The organism is Streptomyces sp. NBC_00996 (assembly GCF_045162675.1).
Classification (GTDB): Bacteria; Actinomycetota; Actinomycetes; order Streptomycetales; family Streptomycetaceae; genus Streptomyces.
The window spans coordinates 9,697,883-9,713,852 of the sequence record NZ_CP108723.1 but is presented as its reverse complement, the minus strand read 5'-3'; the positions used below and the strand labels follow the sequence as shown (position 1 = coordinate 9,713,852).

Annotated in this window: 19 protein-coding genes and 1 tRNA gene; 9 read left to right on the top strand and 11 right to left on the bottom strand. The window is 67.4% G+C overall.

Annotation, left to right across the window (positions count from 1 at the left end):
- Nucleotides 1-19: 19 nt before the first annotated feature.
- From OG390_RS44930 to OG390_RS44920, 3 genes are all read right to left on the bottom strand, one after another.
- A complete protein-coding gene (locus OG390_RS44930) occupies nt 20-355 on the bottom strand; it encodes a hypothetical protein (RefSeq protein WP_406176082.1) in 336 nt (111 codons plus the stop codon).
- A gap of 62 nt (nt 356-417) precedes the next feature.
- Nucleotides 418-831 carry an ATP-binding protein gene (locus tag OG390_RS44925; RefSeq protein ID WP_406176081.1) on the bottom strand — a complete coding sequence of 138 codons (414 nt, stop codon included), beginning with the start codon at nt 829-831 and terminating at the stop codon, nt 418-420.
- Entirely contained in the window at nt 821-1,186 is a 366-nt protein-coding gene (locus OG390_RS44920) for a hypothetical protein (protein WP_406176079.1), read from the bottom strand. Before OG390_RS44920 ends, OG390_RS44925 begins: the two co-directional genes overlap by 11 nt.
- A gap of 347 nt (nt 1,187-1,533) precedes the next feature.
- On the opposite strand from OG390_RS44920, the gene OG390_RS44915 reads away from it, so the two are divergent.
- Nucleotides 1,534-3,033 carry an XRE family transcriptional regulator gene (locus OG390_RS44915; RefSeq protein ID WP_406176078.1) on the top strand — a complete coding sequence of 500 codons (1,500 nt, stop codon included), beginning with the start codon at nt 1,534-1,536 and terminating at the stop codon, nt 3,031-3,033.
- Here OG390_RS44915 and OG390_RS44910 read toward each other — a convergent pair.
- From OG390_RS44910 to OG390_RS44900, 3 genes are all read right to left on the bottom strand, one after another.
- Nucleotides 3,011-4,135, bottom strand: coding sequence for an ISAs1 family transposase (locus OG390_RS44910; RefSeq protein ID WP_406176077.1), 1,125 nt, complete (start codon nt 4,133-4,135; stop codon nt 3,011-3,013). The genes OG390_RS44915 and OG390_RS44910 overlap by 23 nt on opposite strands.
- Nucleotides 4,136-4,375: 240 nt before the next feature.
- Nucleotides 4,376-5,095, bottom strand: a complete 720-nt coding sequence (locus tag OG390_RS44905) for a hypothetical protein (protein WP_406176076.1) — start codon at nt 5,093-5,095, stop codon at nt 4,376-4,378.
- Nucleotides 5,096-5,203: 108 nt separating this feature from the next.
- The gene (locus OG390_RS44900) at nt 5,204-6,022 is read right to left on the bottom strand and encodes an alpha/beta hydrolase (protein ID WP_406176075.1); all 819 of its coding nucleotides are present in this window, start codon (nt 6,020-6,022) and stop codon (nt 5,204-5,206) included.
- 148 nt (nt 6,023-6,170) lie between these two features.
- On the opposite strand from OG390_RS44900, the gene OG390_RS44895 reads away from it, so the two are divergent.
- On the top strand, nt 6,171-6,668 hold the full coding sequence (locus tag OG390_RS44895) for a hypothetical protein (protein WP_406176074.1): 498 nt from the start codon (nt 6,171-6,173) through the stop codon (nt 6,666-6,668).
- Here the strand turns inward: OG390_RS44895 and OG390_RS44890 are convergent.
- The gene (locus OG390_RS44890) at nt 6,646-7,359 is read right to left on the bottom strand and encodes a hypothetical protein (RefSeq protein WP_406176072.1); all 714 of its coding nucleotides are present in this window, start codon (nt 7,357-7,359) and stop codon (nt 6,646-6,648) included. The genes OG390_RS44895 and OG390_RS44890 overlap by 23 nt on opposite strands.
- Between OG390_RS44890 and OG390_RS44885 the strand changes: the two genes are divergently transcribed.
- The 5 genes from OG390_RS44885 to OG390_RS44865 are packed head-to-tail and all read left to right on the top strand — an operon-like array spanning nt 7,352 to nt 12,029.
- Nucleotides 7,352-8,071 (top strand): hypothetical protein, encoded by a 720-nt coding sequence (locus OG390_RS44885; RefSeq protein ID WP_406176070.1) that lies wholly within the window; start codon nt 7,352-7,354, stop codon nt 8,069-8,071. The genes OG390_RS44890 and OG390_RS44885 overlap by 8 nt on opposite strands.
- Entirely contained in the window at nt 8,068-8,958 is an 891-nt protein-coding gene (locus OG390_RS44880) for a class I SAM-dependent methyltransferase (RefSeq protein ID WP_406176069.1), read from the top strand. The genes OG390_RS44885 and OG390_RS44880 overlap by 4 nt, the downstream gene beginning before the upstream one ends.
- A complete protein-coding gene (locus OG390_RS44875) occupies nt 8,955-10,406 on the top strand; it encodes a phosphotransferase (protein ID WP_406176067.1) in 1,452 nt (483 codons plus the stop codon). The genes OG390_RS44880 and OG390_RS44875 overlap by 4 nt, the downstream gene beginning before the upstream one ends.
- Nucleotides 10,396-11,427: a GNAT family N-acetyltransferase gene (locus OG390_RS44870; protein ID WP_406176065.1), complete on the top strand. Its 1,032-nt coding sequence runs from the start codon at nt 10,396-10,398 to the stop codon at nt 11,425-11,427. Before OG390_RS44875 ends, OG390_RS44870 begins: the two co-directional genes overlap by 11 nt.
- A 20-nt stretch (nt 11,428-11,447) precedes the next feature.
- Entirely contained in the window at nt 11,448-12,029 is a 582-nt protein-coding gene (locus tag OG390_RS44865; RefSeq protein ID WP_406176064.1) for a M15 family metallopeptidase, read from the top strand.
- Between the two features lie 129 nt (nt 12,030-12,158).
- On the opposite strand, the gene OG390_RS44860 is transcribed toward OG390_RS44865, so the two are convergent.
- The 4 genes from OG390_RS44860 to OG390_RS44845 form a co-directional block, all read right to left on the bottom strand.
- The gene (locus OG390_RS44860; protein WP_406176062.1) at nt 12,159-12,698 is read right to left on the bottom strand and encodes a GNAT family N-acetyltransferase; all 540 of its coding nucleotides are present in this window, start codon (nt 12,696-12,698) and stop codon (nt 12,159-12,161) included.
- A 222-nt stretch (nt 12,699-12,920) separates the two neighbouring features.
- Nucleotides 12,921-13,334 (bottom strand): hypothetical protein, encoded by a 414-nt coding sequence (locus OG390_RS44855; RefSeq protein ID WP_406176061.1) that lies wholly within the window; start codon nt 13,332-13,334, stop codon nt 12,921-12,923.
- Nucleotides 13,331-13,843 (bottom strand): hypothetical protein, encoded by a 513-nt coding sequence (locus OG390_RS44850; protein WP_406176059.1) that lies wholly within the window; start codon nt 13,841-13,843, stop codon nt 13,331-13,333. Before OG390_RS44850 ends, OG390_RS44855 begins: the two co-directional genes overlap by 4 nt.
- Nucleotides 13,844-13,999: 156 nt before the next feature.
- A tRNA-Pro gene (locus OG390_RS44845) sits at nt 14,000-14,073 on the bottom strand.
- A 151-nt stretch (nt 14,074-14,224) separates the two neighbouring features.
- Here OG390_RS44845 and OG390_RS44840 point away from each other — a divergent pair.
- Together OG390_RS44840 and OG390_RS44835 are read left to right on the top strand one after the other, a co-directional pair.
- Nucleotides 14,225-14,926, top strand: a complete 702-nt coding sequence (locus tag OG390_RS44840; RefSeq protein WP_406176058.1) for a transketolase — start codon at nt 14,225-14,227, stop codon at nt 14,924-14,926.
- 115 nt (nt 14,927-15,041) lie between these two features.
- A complete protein-coding gene (locus OG390_RS44835; RefSeq protein ID WP_406176056.1) occupies nt 15,042-15,953 on the top strand; it encodes a transketolase family protein in 912 nt (303 codons plus the stop codon).
- Nucleotides 15,954-15,970 lie beyond the last annotated feature (17 nt).

Here is a 15,970-nt window from a genome sequence, read left to right as displayed (position 1 = left end):
TCCGTCTTTCCGCTAGCCATCAGCTTCGTGCGGGACGGGGCTCCTCCTCCGCCTCATGCAGCTCCGCTCCAGCATCAAGGTATACGGCCTGACAGAACAGCATCCGTGCAATCGGGTGTGTGGTGACATGCTCCACCGACGGAACGATCAAATGCTGCACTTGCCTCTCAATGAGCCAGGCCGCAAGCTCGCCGGGCCGCAGCAGCCGGTATCGTTCCTTGCGAATGCCGAGCAGTACCATGTTGTGCGCCTTGGCGTACTCGTGGAGCTGCTTTTCGAGTACCTCGATTTCACCGTCTGGCAGATCGAGGACGCGTAGGTAGCCGTACGCGGGTTCCTTTTCCGGGGCAGGCATGATGTGGCTCCAGCGGCGAGGAGTGGATAGAGCAGCCAAGGCGCAATTCGGAAAAGAACGATCTACTCCAGGGCGAGCACGCACCACACGACCTTGCCGCCGGTAGGCGGTTGGAAATATCCCCACTCTTTGGAGAGGGCCTCCACGATGAAAAGCCCCCGGCCGCTTTCGGACTGGGGGCTGACGTTCACCTTGCGGACCGGTGGGCGGTGGTCTCCATCTGCCACCTCGACCACCAGCTCGGTAGATAGGCGGCGCAGGGTCAGCGCGATGCGCGGCACCGGAGCGTCGGGGGTCGCTTCTGTGACCCGTGCGGCGTTGGTCACCAACTCGCTGACACACAGCTCGACCGTGTCGATGTGCTCAGCCAGCAGACCCCAAGCGCTGAGCACCACCTTTGCGTGGCGCCTGGCCCAGGGTGAGGTGTCGATCTGTGCAGCCAGCTCCAGCCGGCTAACGAAGTGCTCAGCGTTCACGGGCCGCCTCCTGCCTGGCAGCGGCGTCCCGTTCAAGCGGCTCGGCCAACCAGAGCCGACCGCCGATCTCCCGCTCGACCTCGTCGCGCATGATCTCCGCCAACACCGGGATCTGGTGCAGGTGTTCGGGCGAGGGCATGACGACGAGGCGTACGTTCTTCGCGTGGCAGTGGGCCACGACTTCCTGCCAAGCTTTGAGCTGCTGCCACTTGGCCTCGACGAACACATCGGCGAGCACCAGCCCTTGCTCCTGGGCGAAGTTCACGAGGTCGCGCTGCACGCGCAACACGTCTTGTATGCCCATGCCGGGCAGCACACGGAGGTAGCCGTAGGCGAGGCGGGGCGAAGTGGTCATGGCGTCGGCTCCTTGCCGCCCCGCTTCTACTTGGGGGAACGGGGCCTCCCGAGCGTGCTGGGGCCAGCCACGCGGGCCAACTACGGCCACGTATAAGGGGTATACGTCCGGCGTATTGCGGCCCGTGGGCCCCATATGGCAATACGCTTACGTAGGCAAAGGCCAGGGGCAGACGGGGCGGGAGCGGCGGCAATATGGCACCACAGCAAGCGGCCCGCTACTGCCAGTGCGGTACGCGGCTGGCCAGGGACAATGCCGGAGATCGGTGCGGTGCCTGCACCCGCCAGGAGCGTTCTTCAGCAGGCCAACCGCCGGATCTCCCTGCCGAGTTCTGGGGACACCCGCGGATGCGCGAGGCTCTGGAGAGCTGGCACTTCGGGAAGGTGCTCTACGCCTACCGCACCCATCCGCACCACGAACGGGCCATCTCCCAGGGAGTTGTCGCCAACTGGCTCGGCCTGACCCAGGCTCAGCTCTCGCGAATCGAGAACGGCGCGGCCCCGCAGGACCTCGGGAAGCTCATGAGTTGGGCGCATAGCCTGAAGATCCCGGCGTCCTTACTGTGGTTTCAGCTCCGAGGCAGCCATCGCCCGCTCGCCGCTCCCGCAACGCCGCGGGAAGAGGGCGACCACCAGAAGCCCGAGCAACCAGCCCAGATCCAGGGCTCGGCGCTGCTTCCGGTCGTGGTCAACGGACAGACCGTCCTCGTGCCGGTCGACGCCTCCGCGCTGGCGACCAGCGGCCTCGGCAGCCTGTCGGCTCTCCCCGCCGACAGCGACGCCACGAGCACGAATCGCGAGGCCATGAGTCCGCTCCACCGTAGAACCCTCCTCAGCGGCATTGCCGCTGCTGCCCTGCCTGGTCTGGGCCTGGAGGAACTCCAGCGCGTCGCGAGCGCGTTGGAAGATTCCCGCCGCTACCAGGGCGGCCCAGTCATCGACTACTTCCGCAGCCAACTCGACGACGCCAAGCGCGACGACGGCGCGCTTGGCCCGAAGAAGACCCTGCCGGTGGTGCTCGGGTTGCTCGGGGCGATCGAGCAACATGCCCGGGGAGTGAAGCCCAAAGCTCGCCGTGAGCTGCTGTCGGTCGGGGCCGACGGGGCGGAGTTCGCTGGGTGGCTTTATCGGGATATCCACCAGCCTGGGCAGGCCGGCTTCTGGTACGACCGTGCTATGGAGTGGGCTCAAGAAGCCGACGATCCTGCCATGCAGGGGTACGTGCTCCTGAAGAAATCGCAGATGGCCTACGACGAGCGTGACGCCCTGCGGGTGCTCACCCTGGCCCAGGCCGCTCGCCATACGCGGTGGCGGTTGCCCGCGCGGGCGCAGGCCGAGGTCACGCAGCAGGAAGCCCTCGGGCTGGCCATGACCGGCGAACCGCTCGACGCAGTCAGGCAGAAGCTCGACGAAGCGCACAGCTTGCTTACCAACGTGCCGGGTGACGACCCGAACCCTCTTGGGGCCTATTTCACCGAAGACACCCTCATGCTGCGAAACGCCGTTACCTACACCGAGGCCGGGAAGCCGAGCATGGCGGTTGAGCTGTTCGGGGAGGCGATCTCCTCCGGGGCTTTGTCACGCCGTGACACAGGGTTCTTCAATGCTCGGCGGGCTGCTGCTATAGCGCTCTGCGGTGAACCTGACGAGGCCGCGCAGCTCGGCCGCCAGTCCGCCGAGGTGGCCCACACCATGAAGTCGGAGCGGACCCTACGTGTCCTCTCCGAGGTGCTGCACACCTTGGATCGCTGGAACGGCCGGCCAGCGGTACGGGACTTCCGCGAGGCTCTGCGGGTTTCGTGCAGGGCTCCGGCAAAGTTGTTGATCACGCTGTCAGGAGCAGGTTGATGGGGCGGTCGGTGGCGCGTGCGTGATGCCGTAGGGCGGCGGCGATGTTCTGGTGTCCGTCCAAGCGCAGCAGCGTGATCGCGGTGTTGCGCAGGGCCGCCATGACGCGGGGTGCGTTGCCGGTGCGGATCTGGGAGCGGTCTTCGTCGAAGGTGACGTCGCGGACCCAGTGCAGGCGGTTCTCGATCTCCCAGTGCGACTGCGTCCATGCTGCCAGGACGGCGGGCGGCGCGGTGCGGGCGTCCGCGCTGGTGATCAGGTAGACGATCTCGATGGTCCGTCGGCCCTTGCGGGTGACGGTGCGCCGCAGTCGGGCGACCTGCCCGGCCCCGGCGAACCCGACCCATGCCGGCACGTCGACGGCCTTGATCGTGCGAGTGGCGCGGCGCCCATGTCCTCGGTCCGTCCTGGTGACAGCGGGGATCGAAGCCCAGGGGAGCGCCTTGAGCTGTGCGTACAGCGACTTCTGATTCGCCTTCACGGTCAGGACGTAGTCTCCCCCGGCCCTGGTCACCAGGGTCGCGGTGTCGTGCTGAGTGTGCAGTGCGTCCATCGTGACGACCACGCCGTCCAGATCGAGGAGTTGAAGCAGTTGTCGGGCGGCGGGGATCTCGTTGCTCTTCTCGCTCACCGCGACCTGGCCGAGCACCGCCCCGGACCCGTACGCGAGGGCGGCGACCAGGTGCGGGGCCGCGGAGCCGCCGCCGCGTGCTCCTCGGACCGTCTTGCCGTCGATGGCGATCACCCTGCGGCCCGCGACACGTGCGGTCCTGGTCAGGGCCCAGGCTCCCAGCACCGCATCGAGACGGTCCGCGTCGAGGCGGGCGAACAGGCGCCGCAGCGTTGATTCGTCCACCCCGCCCCGCTCCAGGCCCAGCCGTTGCAGCGCGGCACTTCCCGCGTCCCGGGCCCACTCCCCGATCGCGGTGAACCCCCGGGCTCCGGCCACCACCGCGCACACCGCCACCGCGATCAGAGCACCCACCGGGTGCCGGACACCGCGCCGACGGCGCGGATCAGGTATCCCGGCAAGCAGCTGGACGAGGACCTCATGATCCGGGGCAGGCGTGCGAACAGGCGCAGGGATGAGGGACGATGGCATGGCGCGGGCGTGATCCCCTGGTCGGACGGTAAGGCGTAGGAACCTCCATCCAACCGGACTGGACCACGCCCGCGCACCTCTTCCACCCGCAAAATCCCACGTCACAGGGCTACAGAACAACTTTGCCGGGGCCCTGGGGTTTCGTGACGATTGAGTTCACGGGCCGCCGCCGAACCGACAGACCACCACGTCCCTCATAGCAACGCCGAAGCCTTGCCGTGAGGGACGTGACCTACGAGTTCAGCACTTCACCTGTGCCGCACGTTCGACAGGAATCTGGTCAAGGAGTGTGGCATGTTCGATGGGACGGTTGAGGCTTACCTTCTGGCTTCCTTCGGGGAGCACGGCATTGGTCAGAATGGAGCTTGCGTCATCGTGGACCAAATACACGAAGATCCAGTAATGGTCGTTCTTGGGTTCTGACACGCCGACGCTAAATGGCGCAGTCGTCCATGAGTTCCCACCGGACGAGGTAGCTTTTTCTAGGCCGAAGAGCCGCGACGTGTCAGGGTTTCCACTGGTGTCGTTGACGACGGCGGTCCAGATGTCGAAGTGATCCGGAATCCAGCCGGTGCCTGACACGGTAGTCGTGCATCCGATCGATGCGTGATGGCTGGGCTTGATGCCCTGCTTGAGACGCGCGATGGTTTTCGCCCACGACGCCTCTGCGGATGCCGAGGAAGCACTGGCACTTGAGACGTCATTGGGCCAGGTGAATACCACCAGCACTGCGGCGATCACTGCGGTGAGACCTAGGGTCAGGCCGCGGGCAACTGCTGGTTGGCTGAAGGGAACGTACTTCCACAGCGCCCAGATAGCCCCGATCCCGGCGACGACGATCCCTGCTGGGCGTATCCATTCGGGCGCGTCGGCAACCCCACCCAGAACTGCGGAGCCGACACCGACGGCGTTGACGCTAATGTTCGATATGAGGAGCGATCGCTCCAAAGCAGTTGCCATGGAGCATGGTTTAGCGCAGTCGGGGCCTGCATGTGCCGCTGACGAACAATCGGTGACCATCCTGATACAGATTGCGAGCATGCCGACTGTGGCGAACCCCTGGCCCTGTTAGCCGTCGTGCGTTACCCACTCCGCCACGGCGCGAATGACGTACGCCTGCCACTCCTGGCTCTGGGGGTTCAGGTACTGCGGGTCGTCGTGGACAGCGAAGCCGTGCTGTGCGCCCTCGATCTCGACCAGTTGGCACGGAGCACGGAACTGGGAGACGGCCGACTTGGACGACTCGAACGGTACGAGCGTGTCCTTGGTGCCGTGCACGATGAGCGTAGGGGCCTGCACGTCGCCGAGTGCTTCATGGGGCCGCAGCCAAAACACCTCGTTGAAGATGGGGCGGCCGTGGCGAAGCGTCGGCGTGAACTGGATGAAGCCTTCTGACGCCAACTGCTGGGCTGCCTCCTCCTGGAGGTAGTCGTTCTCCCACTGCGGCCGGCTGTCGATGGTGCGCTTCTTGTAGTCGAGCTGGGGGTTGAAGAGCACCAGCCGTTGGACGTCCTCGGGACGGTGAGCCGCGTAGTACGCGCAGATGCCCCCACCGAAGCTGGCACCGAGCAGGGTGATCTCCGCGGCCCCGGTGGCTTCCCGGATGTAGGCCAGCATTACTCGGATGTCGTTGAGGATGGCCGACAAGGTGAGATCTTCCTGCCGACCCTCGCTCTGTCCGTGGCCGCGGAGGTCGAAGCGCAGCGAAGCAACACCAGCTCCAGCCAGCCCCGCCGCCAACCGCGTGAAGAACCCGCCCTCTTCGCGGGTGACGCCTCCGCCATGAACGAGCACCACGGCGCGTGTGGCTGGCTGCTCCGGTGTGACCAGGGTGCCCGCCAGTTGGAGACCGTCGAGGGTGCGGACGCTCACGTCTGTAGTTGGCATGGTGACCAGAGTAGGGAGATGGGGTGGTTCCTGCCAGGGAGCTTCGGCCGCTGTACTTCCGGCGAGGAAATCTGAAATGCATCTACCCGCCAACCGCAGCATTTGATCTTGACAGCGAGATCAAATTCATTCATAGTGCGATTGATATATGACACATGAACAATCAAATTCACCTGCGCAACCTGAACATGAATACGAGCCGCAAATAGGTCTATTTAATGTTGAGGCAATGAGTAACGAACAGGTCAGGCTCATAGGCAGGTCACTAATGGCCCTGACTGAATCAACACGGGATGAGCCTGGAAACGATGCGAACGAATGTAATGAACTGTGGGAAGGGTTATCGGCAGGTGTCCGCAGCTTTGCACAACGCGAACCCGAGCGGGTTAAGGGTCTTGTGCGTGAAATGGTGCGGAGCGACAAGGTAGCCGACAGAGGGCTTGCTGCAAGCACCGTGCCCGGCCTCATAGATCACGACTACCCGTTTACGCGTGAGGTTCTGGCGACGCTTTACGACGATAAAGATGCTAACGTTTCCGAGCTTACCGGTCTCGTGGTAATGAACCTTTCTCAGCTCAAGCTCACTCCTGAGCAGCGGGTAGACTTCGAGGCGCGTTTACACTTTAGAGATTCGCTCGACCGTTAGGTAGTTGCGCAAGACCGGTCAGGTGGTACGGAAGAAACTCCTTATTATCTTGCTGCGTAGCGTTAGAGCCAGGAAGATACTCATGCCATGCCCCATAGCTACAAAACGATGATTCCTGACGCCAGGATAGGTACTTGCTTGCGGTCGAACCTTGTCTGGGTTTGCGCCTCAATGCGATATCAAGGTTGGCTCGTTCAGAGAACTGACCGTATTCGATACGGCCGAATGCGGGGTTCGCGTCGGCTGCTACCCCAATGAAGGAGTCCACGAGCCATGAGCAGAATCCGGGGTCAGTGAGATCCGCGTCCCCGTGCTCGAAAGAGGCGGAGAAGGTCCTGTATTCCGGCGCCACGCCTGCCGGAAGACTGCTCAGCCTGCCACGCTCAACGTCATCGGAAAAGAAGACCAGCTGGGCCGCGTAGGGCGACCAGGGGAGTTTCTCCATGAAGGGATCCCAATCATCGTCGCCTTCGAAGCGCTGAGTTGGTCCACTCTCATCCGTCACCACGGATGCAAACCATGGAACCCCCTCCTCTCGGACTCCCGAAAACAGGCTGACCATGTTGCGACTAAACCATCGGTGAGCGATCTTTCCGTGCTGGGAACTGGCCCCGTCGACGTGCAGATCGATGTAGATATTCATTGATAACTCCATGATGACATTCAAGGTGGGATTGCCGTCCATGTCCATGACCGACGACAATCCCACCCCGAATCGAATCACGCTGAGCCGCTACACGATGCAGAGGCCCTGGACTTCAGAGGCTACTGGCAGTCAGCATGCGCCTCCCACCGCGCAGGCTGGCCCTTCGCTCAGGGCGGTCCCAAAGATCCTCACCGTCCAACTGACGAACGCGGCAAGCGGCGCGTCCCCGTCGTGGCCCGGCCTCGCCGTCGTCGAGCGCACCGCCGAAGGGCGGATCACGGCGGAGCTGCGGGCCGTGGAGTTCGCCCATCGGGCCGGGCACGGCATGGAACGGATCTGGCGGAGCGAGGAGTTCCGTCAACGCATCGCCACCGAGCCGGGCACCTGGGCCCAGCGGAGCATGCTGGCGCCGCCCGCGGACAACGACCGGGGCCTGTGGCTGGCCGCAGACCACCTGCTCGGGGGGCTGGTGCGCGACTTCGGCGCCGAGCATCTGTCCATCGGCGCGCCCGCCTGCGGATCCTGGCTACGGGTGGAGCCGGTGGGGCGCTCTCGTTGGAACGTCACCACCCACGGTTCGCGCGACATCTGGAAGGAACTCCAGGACCTGGCCGTCCGGTGGCAGGCGGCTGGCAGCCCCAGTCGATACCGCCTCCTCTTCGAGCCGGACGGTGGCCAGCGGGCCGTATCCGCGTGCGGCCGTCTGTCCTGGCGCCTTCCCACCCGCCGTGCGCTCGACGAGGGAGCATCCGCGTGACCTATCCCGACGATCCCTCCCCGAGCCTGCCTGCGGGCCAGGAAGCACTATTCGCGATGGCCGCCGCCGAGTACGACCGCTACCGGCCGGGTGTGCCCGCCGAAGCTGCCCAGCTGCTGGCCGACACCGTCCGGAACCTTCCCGATCCAACACTGCTGGACCTGGGCACCGGCACCGGACAAGTCCCCCGGGCACTGCTGAAAGCTCTCCCCACTCTCGCGTACATCGAAGGCGTCGACTGGAGCCGGCCGATGCTCGACCAGGCCCGGGCCACGCTCACGCCCCTGCTCGGGGACTGCACCCTCAGCCTCGTCCAAACCTCCGCCGACGTCTACGCGCCCCTCGCCCCTCGCCCCTCGCCCCTCGCCCCTCTGCCAGGGGAGGATAGATGGACGCCGGACCTGATCACCTGCTGCCGGGCCTACCACTGGATGAGCGGCCCGGACGTGCTGGCGATGGCGCACCGGATCGCCGCCCCGCAGGCCACACTGGCGATCATGGGGGACGGCAGCCTATGGACGTACGAGGCCGACTGGACCTGGGCACTGCGCGACCTGATCCAGCGCTACCTGGGGCCCAGGCGTCGCGCCGGAGTGCTCGGCGACTACCCCGAGCCCGTCCGCCCGTTCCAGGAGGACCTCGCCGACTCGGCGTGGAGCGAGGTGACCGAGCACCGCGTCCCCGTCACACGTTCCTGGACGCCGGAGGGGGTGCTCGGCTACCTGCGCACCACGTCCTTCGCCGGGGCCGAGCTCTTCGGGGAGCGGCACGCGGCGTTCGAGGACGAGGCCCGGGCGCTGCTCAATGAGCTCGCAGCCAGCGGATCGCTGCTGGAGGAGGCCGTGTTCACGGTCCTACTCGCCCGGCGTCCGGGTGGTTCGCGGTGAGCGGCGGGCAGCGGCACACCGAGCCGGTGGACGTCCATCTGATCTTGCTGCGGGAGAGCGCGGCAGGTCCGGAGGTTCTGTTGTCACGGCGGGCCGGCCAGGTGTACGCCGCCGGCCTGTGGCACCTGCCCTCGGGGCATCTGGACGGTCCGCACGAGGACGTCGTCGCCGCCCTGGTGCGCGAGGCGCGGGAGGAGACCGGTGTCGTCATCGAACCGGCCGACGTGCGGGCCGCCGTGACTGTGCACCACCGCAGCCCCGGAGGGGCCTCCCGCACCGGATACTTCTTCGAGGTCCGGCGGTGGCAGGGCCCGGCCCGGATCGCGGAGCCGGACGTCTGTGACGCCATGGACTGGACGCCCCTGGACGCCCTTCCTACCGGGATGGTGGCGTACTGCCGGGCTGGCCTAGACGCCTACTCCGCCGGTGCACGTCTCGCCGTGCACTTCCAACTGCCCGGAGACGCCATCGCCTTCGACTCTGGCACCGACCGTCTGCGGATCGTGCCGGACATCACCGGCCGGGCGTTCGCCAGCTGTCCCGACGCTGCGGTCGTGGAGTTCGCCGAGCGGGCGGTCGGTCGGATCACCGAGTGGACGGATGCGTCGTGGGCGCGCGAGAACAGCCGCGTCTGGCGGGCCCAAGGCATCCAGGGCGGCACCTGGTACGTGAAGGTCCACCAGAACGACAAGTTCCACGGCAGGGAAGTACGGGGACTGCGAACGTGGGCACCGGCACTGGGCGCGGCCGCACCCCGACTGGTTGCCGCCGACGAGAAGCTGCTGGCGGTGGTACTCACCGCGGTGCCGGGCCGTCCGCTGCACGGCGCCGTCCTTGCCCCGGATCGGCAGAGGGCGGTCTTCCACCGGATCGGCGCGCTGGCCCAGCGCATCCACCAGTCCTCTCCCGCACGGCCCGCGCCTGCCGGCAGTGGCCCGGCCGTTACCAAGGCCGACCGGCACCTGGCCGGAGCGCGGCCCCATCTGAACCCGGGCGATGAGGCGTTCGTCCGCAAGCTCGTCCGGCAGGCCGAGGATCTGCAGCCGCTGGAATGGGTGGAAACCCACGGGGACTTCCAGTCGCGCAACATCCTCTACACCCCCGACGCCGCAGATGAGGCGGACGATCCCGACGTCTTCGTGGCGGTGATCGACCTCGAGCGCAGTGAGCCGGGACCGGCCGTACGGGATCTGGTCCGCCTGTCCGACGCCTGGGTCGGCCGCCCCGACCTCTTCGAGGCGTTTCTGGCCGGGTACGGCAGGTCCCTGACCGCCGCCGAGGAGGCCCGGCTGGTCATCGACGCAGCTCTCGATTCCGTGAGCGGGATCGCGTACGGGGCCGCCCACGGTGATCCCGAGCTGGTCGAACGCGGCCACCGCACGCTGGCCCGGCTGCGGGCCAAGCACGACGCGACCCTCTCGTCGAAGGAGCAACCCGGTGCACACTGATCCCGCCACCCCGCACGGCGAACGGCGCGCCGCTGAAAAATTCCTGGTGCGCGCGGCTGCGCCACAGGACGCCGCCGCCATCATCCAGCTGCGCTCCGCGTACATCCTGTCGACGCCACTGAGCGCTCAGTGGATCCGGCGGTGCGCGGACGAGCTGGCCGTCCGTCTGATGCCGGACGGCGACGCGCGCGCGTTCGTCATCGACTCCCCCACCGGTGGGCCGGTCGCCTGTGCTCTCGGGCTGATCCACCCGGTTCTCGCGGCGCCGTCCTACCCGCACGGGCTGGCCGCTCGCGTGCAGATGGTCGCCACCCATCCCCAGTACCGTCGCCGCGGCTACGCGCGGGCCGTTGTCGGCACGCTCGTTGACCACCTGGCCGACGAACACATCACCCTATTCGAGCTGCACACCAGCGCGGAGGCTGCGCCGCTGTACCGGGAACTCGGCTTCAGCGGCAGCCCGGCACTGATGCGGATGACCCGGCACAGCAAATACGCCGTCGCGGCGCACGACGCGCAGCCGGAGGAGACGTGGGTGCCGCCGGAGCAGTACGCCCAGTCACTGCCCAAGGCGGTCGCGTTCGTGTGCCTGTACGTCACCGACGAGGAAGACCGGCCCCTGCAATTGCACTCCGTCAACTCCCCCTCCCATCCCTGGCACATGATCGGCGGCGCGATGGATCTGGGCGAGCGGCCCTGGGACGCGGCCGTGCGCGAGTGCCGGGAGGAGACCGGCATGAGCGTCAAGGGTCCGCCCCGGCTGCTGGCCACCGTGTACGGGCAGCCCCGGGCACAGCGCCCCTACAGCACCCTTCAGCTCGTCTTCGACGGCGGGCGTCTCACCGCCGAACAGATCCGCGCCATCACGCTCGACGCGCGCGAGCACGACGAGGCCCGTGTCCTGCCCCTTCAGCAGTGGCAGCCGCTGATGCCGAAAGGCGACTTCGCGCGACTCCGCGCGGTGGAGGAGGCCCGCCGTACCGGCGTGGCCGCATACGTCGACACCTGGGGGAACACATGAACAGCGACGGCATTGTGTTGATGTCCGATTCGAGGGTCGCGGCGATCCCCGTGCAGGACTGCGGCGAGGATCTCGTCGATGTCCGCGCACACGGCCTGACGGTCGACGACCGCAAACGCGACGCCACTGGGGCCTGGGCCCACGTCCGGCACGGAGTCCTCAGCCGGCTGCTGCACGCCCAGTCACTACTGCCCGACGGGCTACGGTTGCTGTTCATCGAGGGGTACCGGCCCCCGGCGCTGCAGCGGCAGTACTTCGAGGAGTACTCGAAGGAGCTCTCCCGCGCCAACCCGGACTGGCCGCCAGCAGAGCTTCGTCAGGCCGCCAGCCGCTTCGTTTCGCCTCCGGAGATCGCGCGGCACTCCGCCGGCGCGGCCGTGGACGTGACGCTGACCGACCACGAGGGCCGCGAGCTGGACATGGGCACGCGCGTCAACGCCTCCCCGGAGGAGTCCGACGGCGCCTGCTACACCGACGCACCCGGCCTCAGCGACCGGGCCCGCACGAACCGGGCCGCGCTGGGCCGCGCGCTGTCTTCCGCAGGCTTGATCAACTACGGCACGGAGTGGTGTTCCCAGTCAAGTTCTTGTGTTCAGACTTGAGGTCTCCGTAGGCAGCGCTTCGGGCGGCGCCCGGTCGTCTTCGTCTGGTGAGATGTTCACGAATTTCAACAGCGCCAAGTTCGGTGCCGGTAGGGCTGTCGAGTTGCGGATCCGCGCTGTAGCACGAACTCAATGGGACTGAGTGATCGGGGACCGCACGCCGAGCCACTGCTCGGCGTCCCAGGCATGGAACCGCTCTACCTCGGTGAACCCCAGCTTTGCCGCGAGGCGCATCGAGTCGACGTTGGCGGTCTGGGTGTGGAGCACCACCGGCTCGCCGGGAAGGACGCCGTCGAACCAGTCGAGTGCCGCCGCGCACGCCTCGGCGGCATACCCGAATCCCCACGCTCGAGGCAGGAACATGTAGCCGAGATCGACCTTCCCCGCGGCAGCCGGGCGACTGTGCTCCGGTGCTCTCCTGAGCAGGATCTGGCCGATCATCGTCCCGTCGAGATCAACGACGAAACTCCCGGGCCACCGCTCGGGTATCCCGGGCATCTCGCGCTCAAGCTCGTTACGCGGGCGGGGGCCGCCGAGGTAGGTGTGCACCTCTGGCGAGGCAAGCAGCTCGATGAACGCCGCACGGTCCCGGGCCTCGGGCTCACGAAGCACGAGCCTCTCGGTCCTGATCGGGGCAGGTGGCCAGGCAACAGGTCCAAGATCAGTCATGTCGCCAGCTAATCAACAGGCCCGGCAGCGATCAAGACTCATCGACCGATCAAGCCACCGGCCCCGGGCCCCTCACCAACGGAGCCTGGCTCCACAAGCCACGCCTGCCAGGGGCGGGATACCTCCCGCTCTCGTGAACATCGGCTTCGGCACGATGGTGCCCCGAAGGGAGAGTGGGTACCGCTGTGGATGGCCATCCGGCGGGCAGAATAGGGCAGGTGGTCACCCTCCCGTCGTATGGAGGGGAACGACATTGTCCGGCACCTCTTCCGGGGGCTTCCCCGCCCTCCTGCCTTGATGGGTGAGGACGGCGTTCGCGAGTGCGAGTTGAGTGACTTGGTGCCGGAGCGCCGTGATTTCGGCCTTCTGCGCGGCAACGGTTTCCTTCAGGTCGGACACGGTCTTGCGGAGCCGCTTTTCCGATTCCGGGGGTTGCTTCGTCTCGGTGCGGACGCGTTCGTAGAACTCGGTCTTCAGGTCCGCATGGCGCTTCTGGAGGGCCATGCGGTGAACACCGGCCTCGGCCGCGAGAGCGACGACGGTCAGTGCGCCGTCGGAGGCTGTGGGCTGGCCGGTGAGTAGCCGGTCCATGGCGGCACGGATGCGTGTCCGCTCGTCGGTGGATTGCTCGGTCACGACAGGTCCTCGGCAGGTTGGGCGGTGGCGTGGTGAGTGTCGGCGGTGGCGCGGTATTGCTCGGCGGCGATGCGGAGGCGCCTGGCCAGCGGCTGAGGGGAGAGGGCCGCGAGTTTGTCGATGCGGTCGGTCTCTTCCAGCAGTTCGGTCGCGTGGCTGTCAAGGCGGACGGCGTTCCCGCAGCCGGGGCGGCAGTCGAACTGGTTCGGGGCGGTTGCGTCGGGGCCTGGTTCGCAGAGCGCGTTGTCGCGCTTGAAGACGCAGATCAGCGAAGCGTCCGGGTTGTCGAAGAGGACCAGGCCGTCGCGGGCCAGGTAGTCGGCAGCCTGTTTGGCGAACTTCTGGGTGACGGTACGGCCCTCGAATCGTGGCGCCTGGACTGCTGCAGTGAGGGCTCGTCGGGCGGCGGGCCCGGAAATCTTCTCGCCGGCGGCGAGGCGGTCCCGCAGCCGCGCGGCGGTGTCAGCGGCGGCCAGGGCGGTCTCGACAGGGCAGCGCTCTCCGCGCACCTCAGCGTGTTGCGCGCACCGCGCTCGCTGCCGAGCCCGATCGTCGTGACCCGCTGACCTCGGTCAAGGACGCCGGTCCCCAACCGGTCCCCAAGAATGATCAAGGGCCGGTTTCGGATGCCTCCGAAACCGGCCCTGATCTGCGACTGTCTCCAGTCGGGACGACAGGATTTGAACCTGCGACCCCTTGACCCCCAGTCAAGTGCGCTACCAAGCTGCGCCACGTCCCGGTGCCCGTCTGACCTGGGGTTTCCCCTGGTCGAACGTGCACGGAAACAATACCGCACTCGTGCCGGTGGTCGCGCACGCGTTTTTGCGGGGCGAGGGGCGACACGGGGTGGGGTTGACCTGAAGTTTGGTTGAGGTTGCACGATCGTCAGCATGACGATCACGGCGAAGCAGAGCTACGAGTTCGCGGACCTGCCCCGGCTGATGGGGCTGATGACCGGCGATGAGAAGCACGGTCCGGCGGCGACGTCCACCCTGGACGCGCTGTGGGTGCTGTACGACCGCGTACTGCGGATCGGGGCCGAGCGGGTGGGCGATCCGGAGCGGGATCGGTTCCTGCTCTCGAAGGGGCACGGACCGATGGCGTACTACGCGGTGCTCACGGCGAAGGGATTCGTCCCGGTCGAGTGGCTGCCCGGATTCGGGTCGTACGACTCCCCGCTCGGGCACCATCCGGACCGGGTGCTGGTGCCGGGCGCCGAGATCGGCAGCGGGTCGCTCGGGCACGGGCTGCCGATCGCCGTCGGCACGGCGCTCGGGCTGCGGGCACAAGGACTCGACGAGCCGCGCGTCTGGGTGCTGATCGGCGACGCGGAGCTGGACGAGGGCAGCAACCACGAGGCGATCGCGTTCGCCGGGCCCGCGGGTCTGGAGCGGCTGCACACCGTCGTGATCGACAACTCCTCCGCGAGCCACGCCCGGCCCGGCGGGATCGCCGCCCGGTTCGAGGCGGCAGGCTGGTCCGCCGCGACCGTGGACGGCCGCGACCACGAGGCCCTCCACGCCGCCTTCACCGCCCCTCACCCAGGCCGCCCGCGCGTCGTCGTCGCCCAGGTCGAGGCGAAGTCCGCCTGAGGCGCGGCCTCCGCTCTTCCCCGGTCCCGCCTGCCCTCCGGGCCCCACCGCGCATCACCTCACCTCGCCGGACACGACAGACCTCAACCCGTACGCCCTGGAAGGACGACATCTCATGGACACCATGCGTGACCGATTCGCCCCTGCTGTCTCTCGACTGCTCGACGAGGACCCGCGGGTCGCGGTCGTGCTCGCCGAGATCGGCAAGGACGGCTTCGCGGACGCCCGACGCAAGCATCCGGATCGGGTGATCAACGTCGGTATTCGCGAACAGCTCCTGATCGGCGCGGGCGCGGGCCTCGCGCTGACGGGGCTGCGACCGGTGGTGCACACCTTCGCCAGCTTCCTCGTCGAGCGGCCCTTCGAGCAGGTCAAGCTGGACCTCGGGCACCAGGACGCGGCCGCGGTGCTCGTCAGTGCCGCCGCGTCCTTCGACTGGCCCGCGGGTGGCTTCACGCACATGGCGCCGGGCGATGTGGCTCTGCTCGACACGCTGGACGGCTGGACCGTGCACGTCCCGGGCCACCCGGACGAGGCCGAGACGCTGCTGCGCCACGCCGTCGCCGCAGGTGACGACAAGGTGTATGTGCGGCTGTCCGTCCAGTCCAACGCGCAGGGACTCACGGTCGACGGAACAGGCTTCCTCACCGTCCGCGAAGGGCGCGCCGGAGTGGTCGTCGCCGTCGGGCCGATGCTCGACGCCGTGCTGGCCGCGACGGAAGGGCTCGACGTGACCGTGCTGTACGCGACTACGGTGCGCCCGTTCGACACGGCGGCGCTGCGCCGGGCCACCGGGACCGCCGGCACCGACGTCGTCCTCGTCGAGCCATACCTGGCCGGCACCTCCACCGCCGCTGCGAACGACGCGCTCGCCGATGTGCCCCACCGCGTCCTCGGTCTCGGCGTGGGCCGCCGTGAGCTGCGCCGCTACGGAAACATCGACGAGCACGTGGCCGCACACGGCCTCGACGCGCGGTCGCTGCGCGAGCGCATCGACGGATTCCTGGGAGCGCGGGTCCGGGTGTGACTGTCGGAGCTCCGGAA

Coding starts and splice junctions, on each gene's coding strand:
- OG390_RS44865 (WP_406176064.1), top strand. CDS start 11,448: ATGTCCGATTCGAGGGTCGCGGCGATCCCCGTGCAGGACTGCGGCGAG.
- OG390_RS44910 (WP_406176077.1), bottom strand. CDS start 4,135: ATGCCATCGTCCCTCATCCCTGCGCCTGTTCGCACGCCTGCCCCGGAT.
- OG390_RS44915 (WP_406176078.1), top strand. CDS start 1,534: ATGCGCGAGGCTCTGGAGAGCTGGCACTTCGGGAAGGTGCTCTACGCC.
- OG390_RS44840 (WP_406176058.1), top strand. CDS start 14,225: ATGACGATCACGGCGAAGCAGAGCTACGAGTTCGCGGACCTGCCCCGG.
- OG390_RS44885 (WP_406176070.1), top strand. CDS start 7,352: ATGTCCATGACCGACGACAATCCCACCCCGAATCGAATCACGCTGAGC.
- OG390_RS44905 (WP_406176076.1), bottom strand. CDS start 5,095: ATGGCAACTGCTTTGGAGCGATCGCTCCTCATATCGAACATTAGCGTC.
- OG390_RS44860 (WP_406176062.1), bottom strand. CDS start 12,698: ATGACTGATCTTGGACCTGTTGCCTGGCCACCTGCCCCGATCAGGACC.
- OG390_RS44895 (WP_406176074.1), top strand. CDS start 6,171: ATGACACATGAACAATCAAATTCACCTGCGCAACCTGAACATGAATAC.
- OG390_RS44930 (WP_406176082.1), bottom strand. CDS start 355: ATGCCTGCCCCGGAAAAGGAACCCGCGTACGGCTACCTACGCGTCCTC.
- OG390_RS44900 (WP_406176075.1), bottom strand. CDS start 6,022: ATGCCAACTACAGACGTGAGCGTCCGCACCCTCGACGGTCTCCAACTG.
- OG390_RS44835 (WP_406176056.1), top strand. CDS start 15,042: ATGGACACCATGCGTGACCGATTCGCCCCTGCTGTCTCTCGACTGCTC.
- OG390_RS44890 (WP_406176072.1), bottom strand. CDS start 7,359: ATGGACATGGACGGCAATCCCACCTTGAATGTCATCATGGAGTTATCA.
- OG390_RS44920 (WP_406176079.1), bottom strand. CDS start 1,186: ATGACCACTTCGCCCCGCCTCGCCTACGGCTACCTCCGTGTGCTGCCC.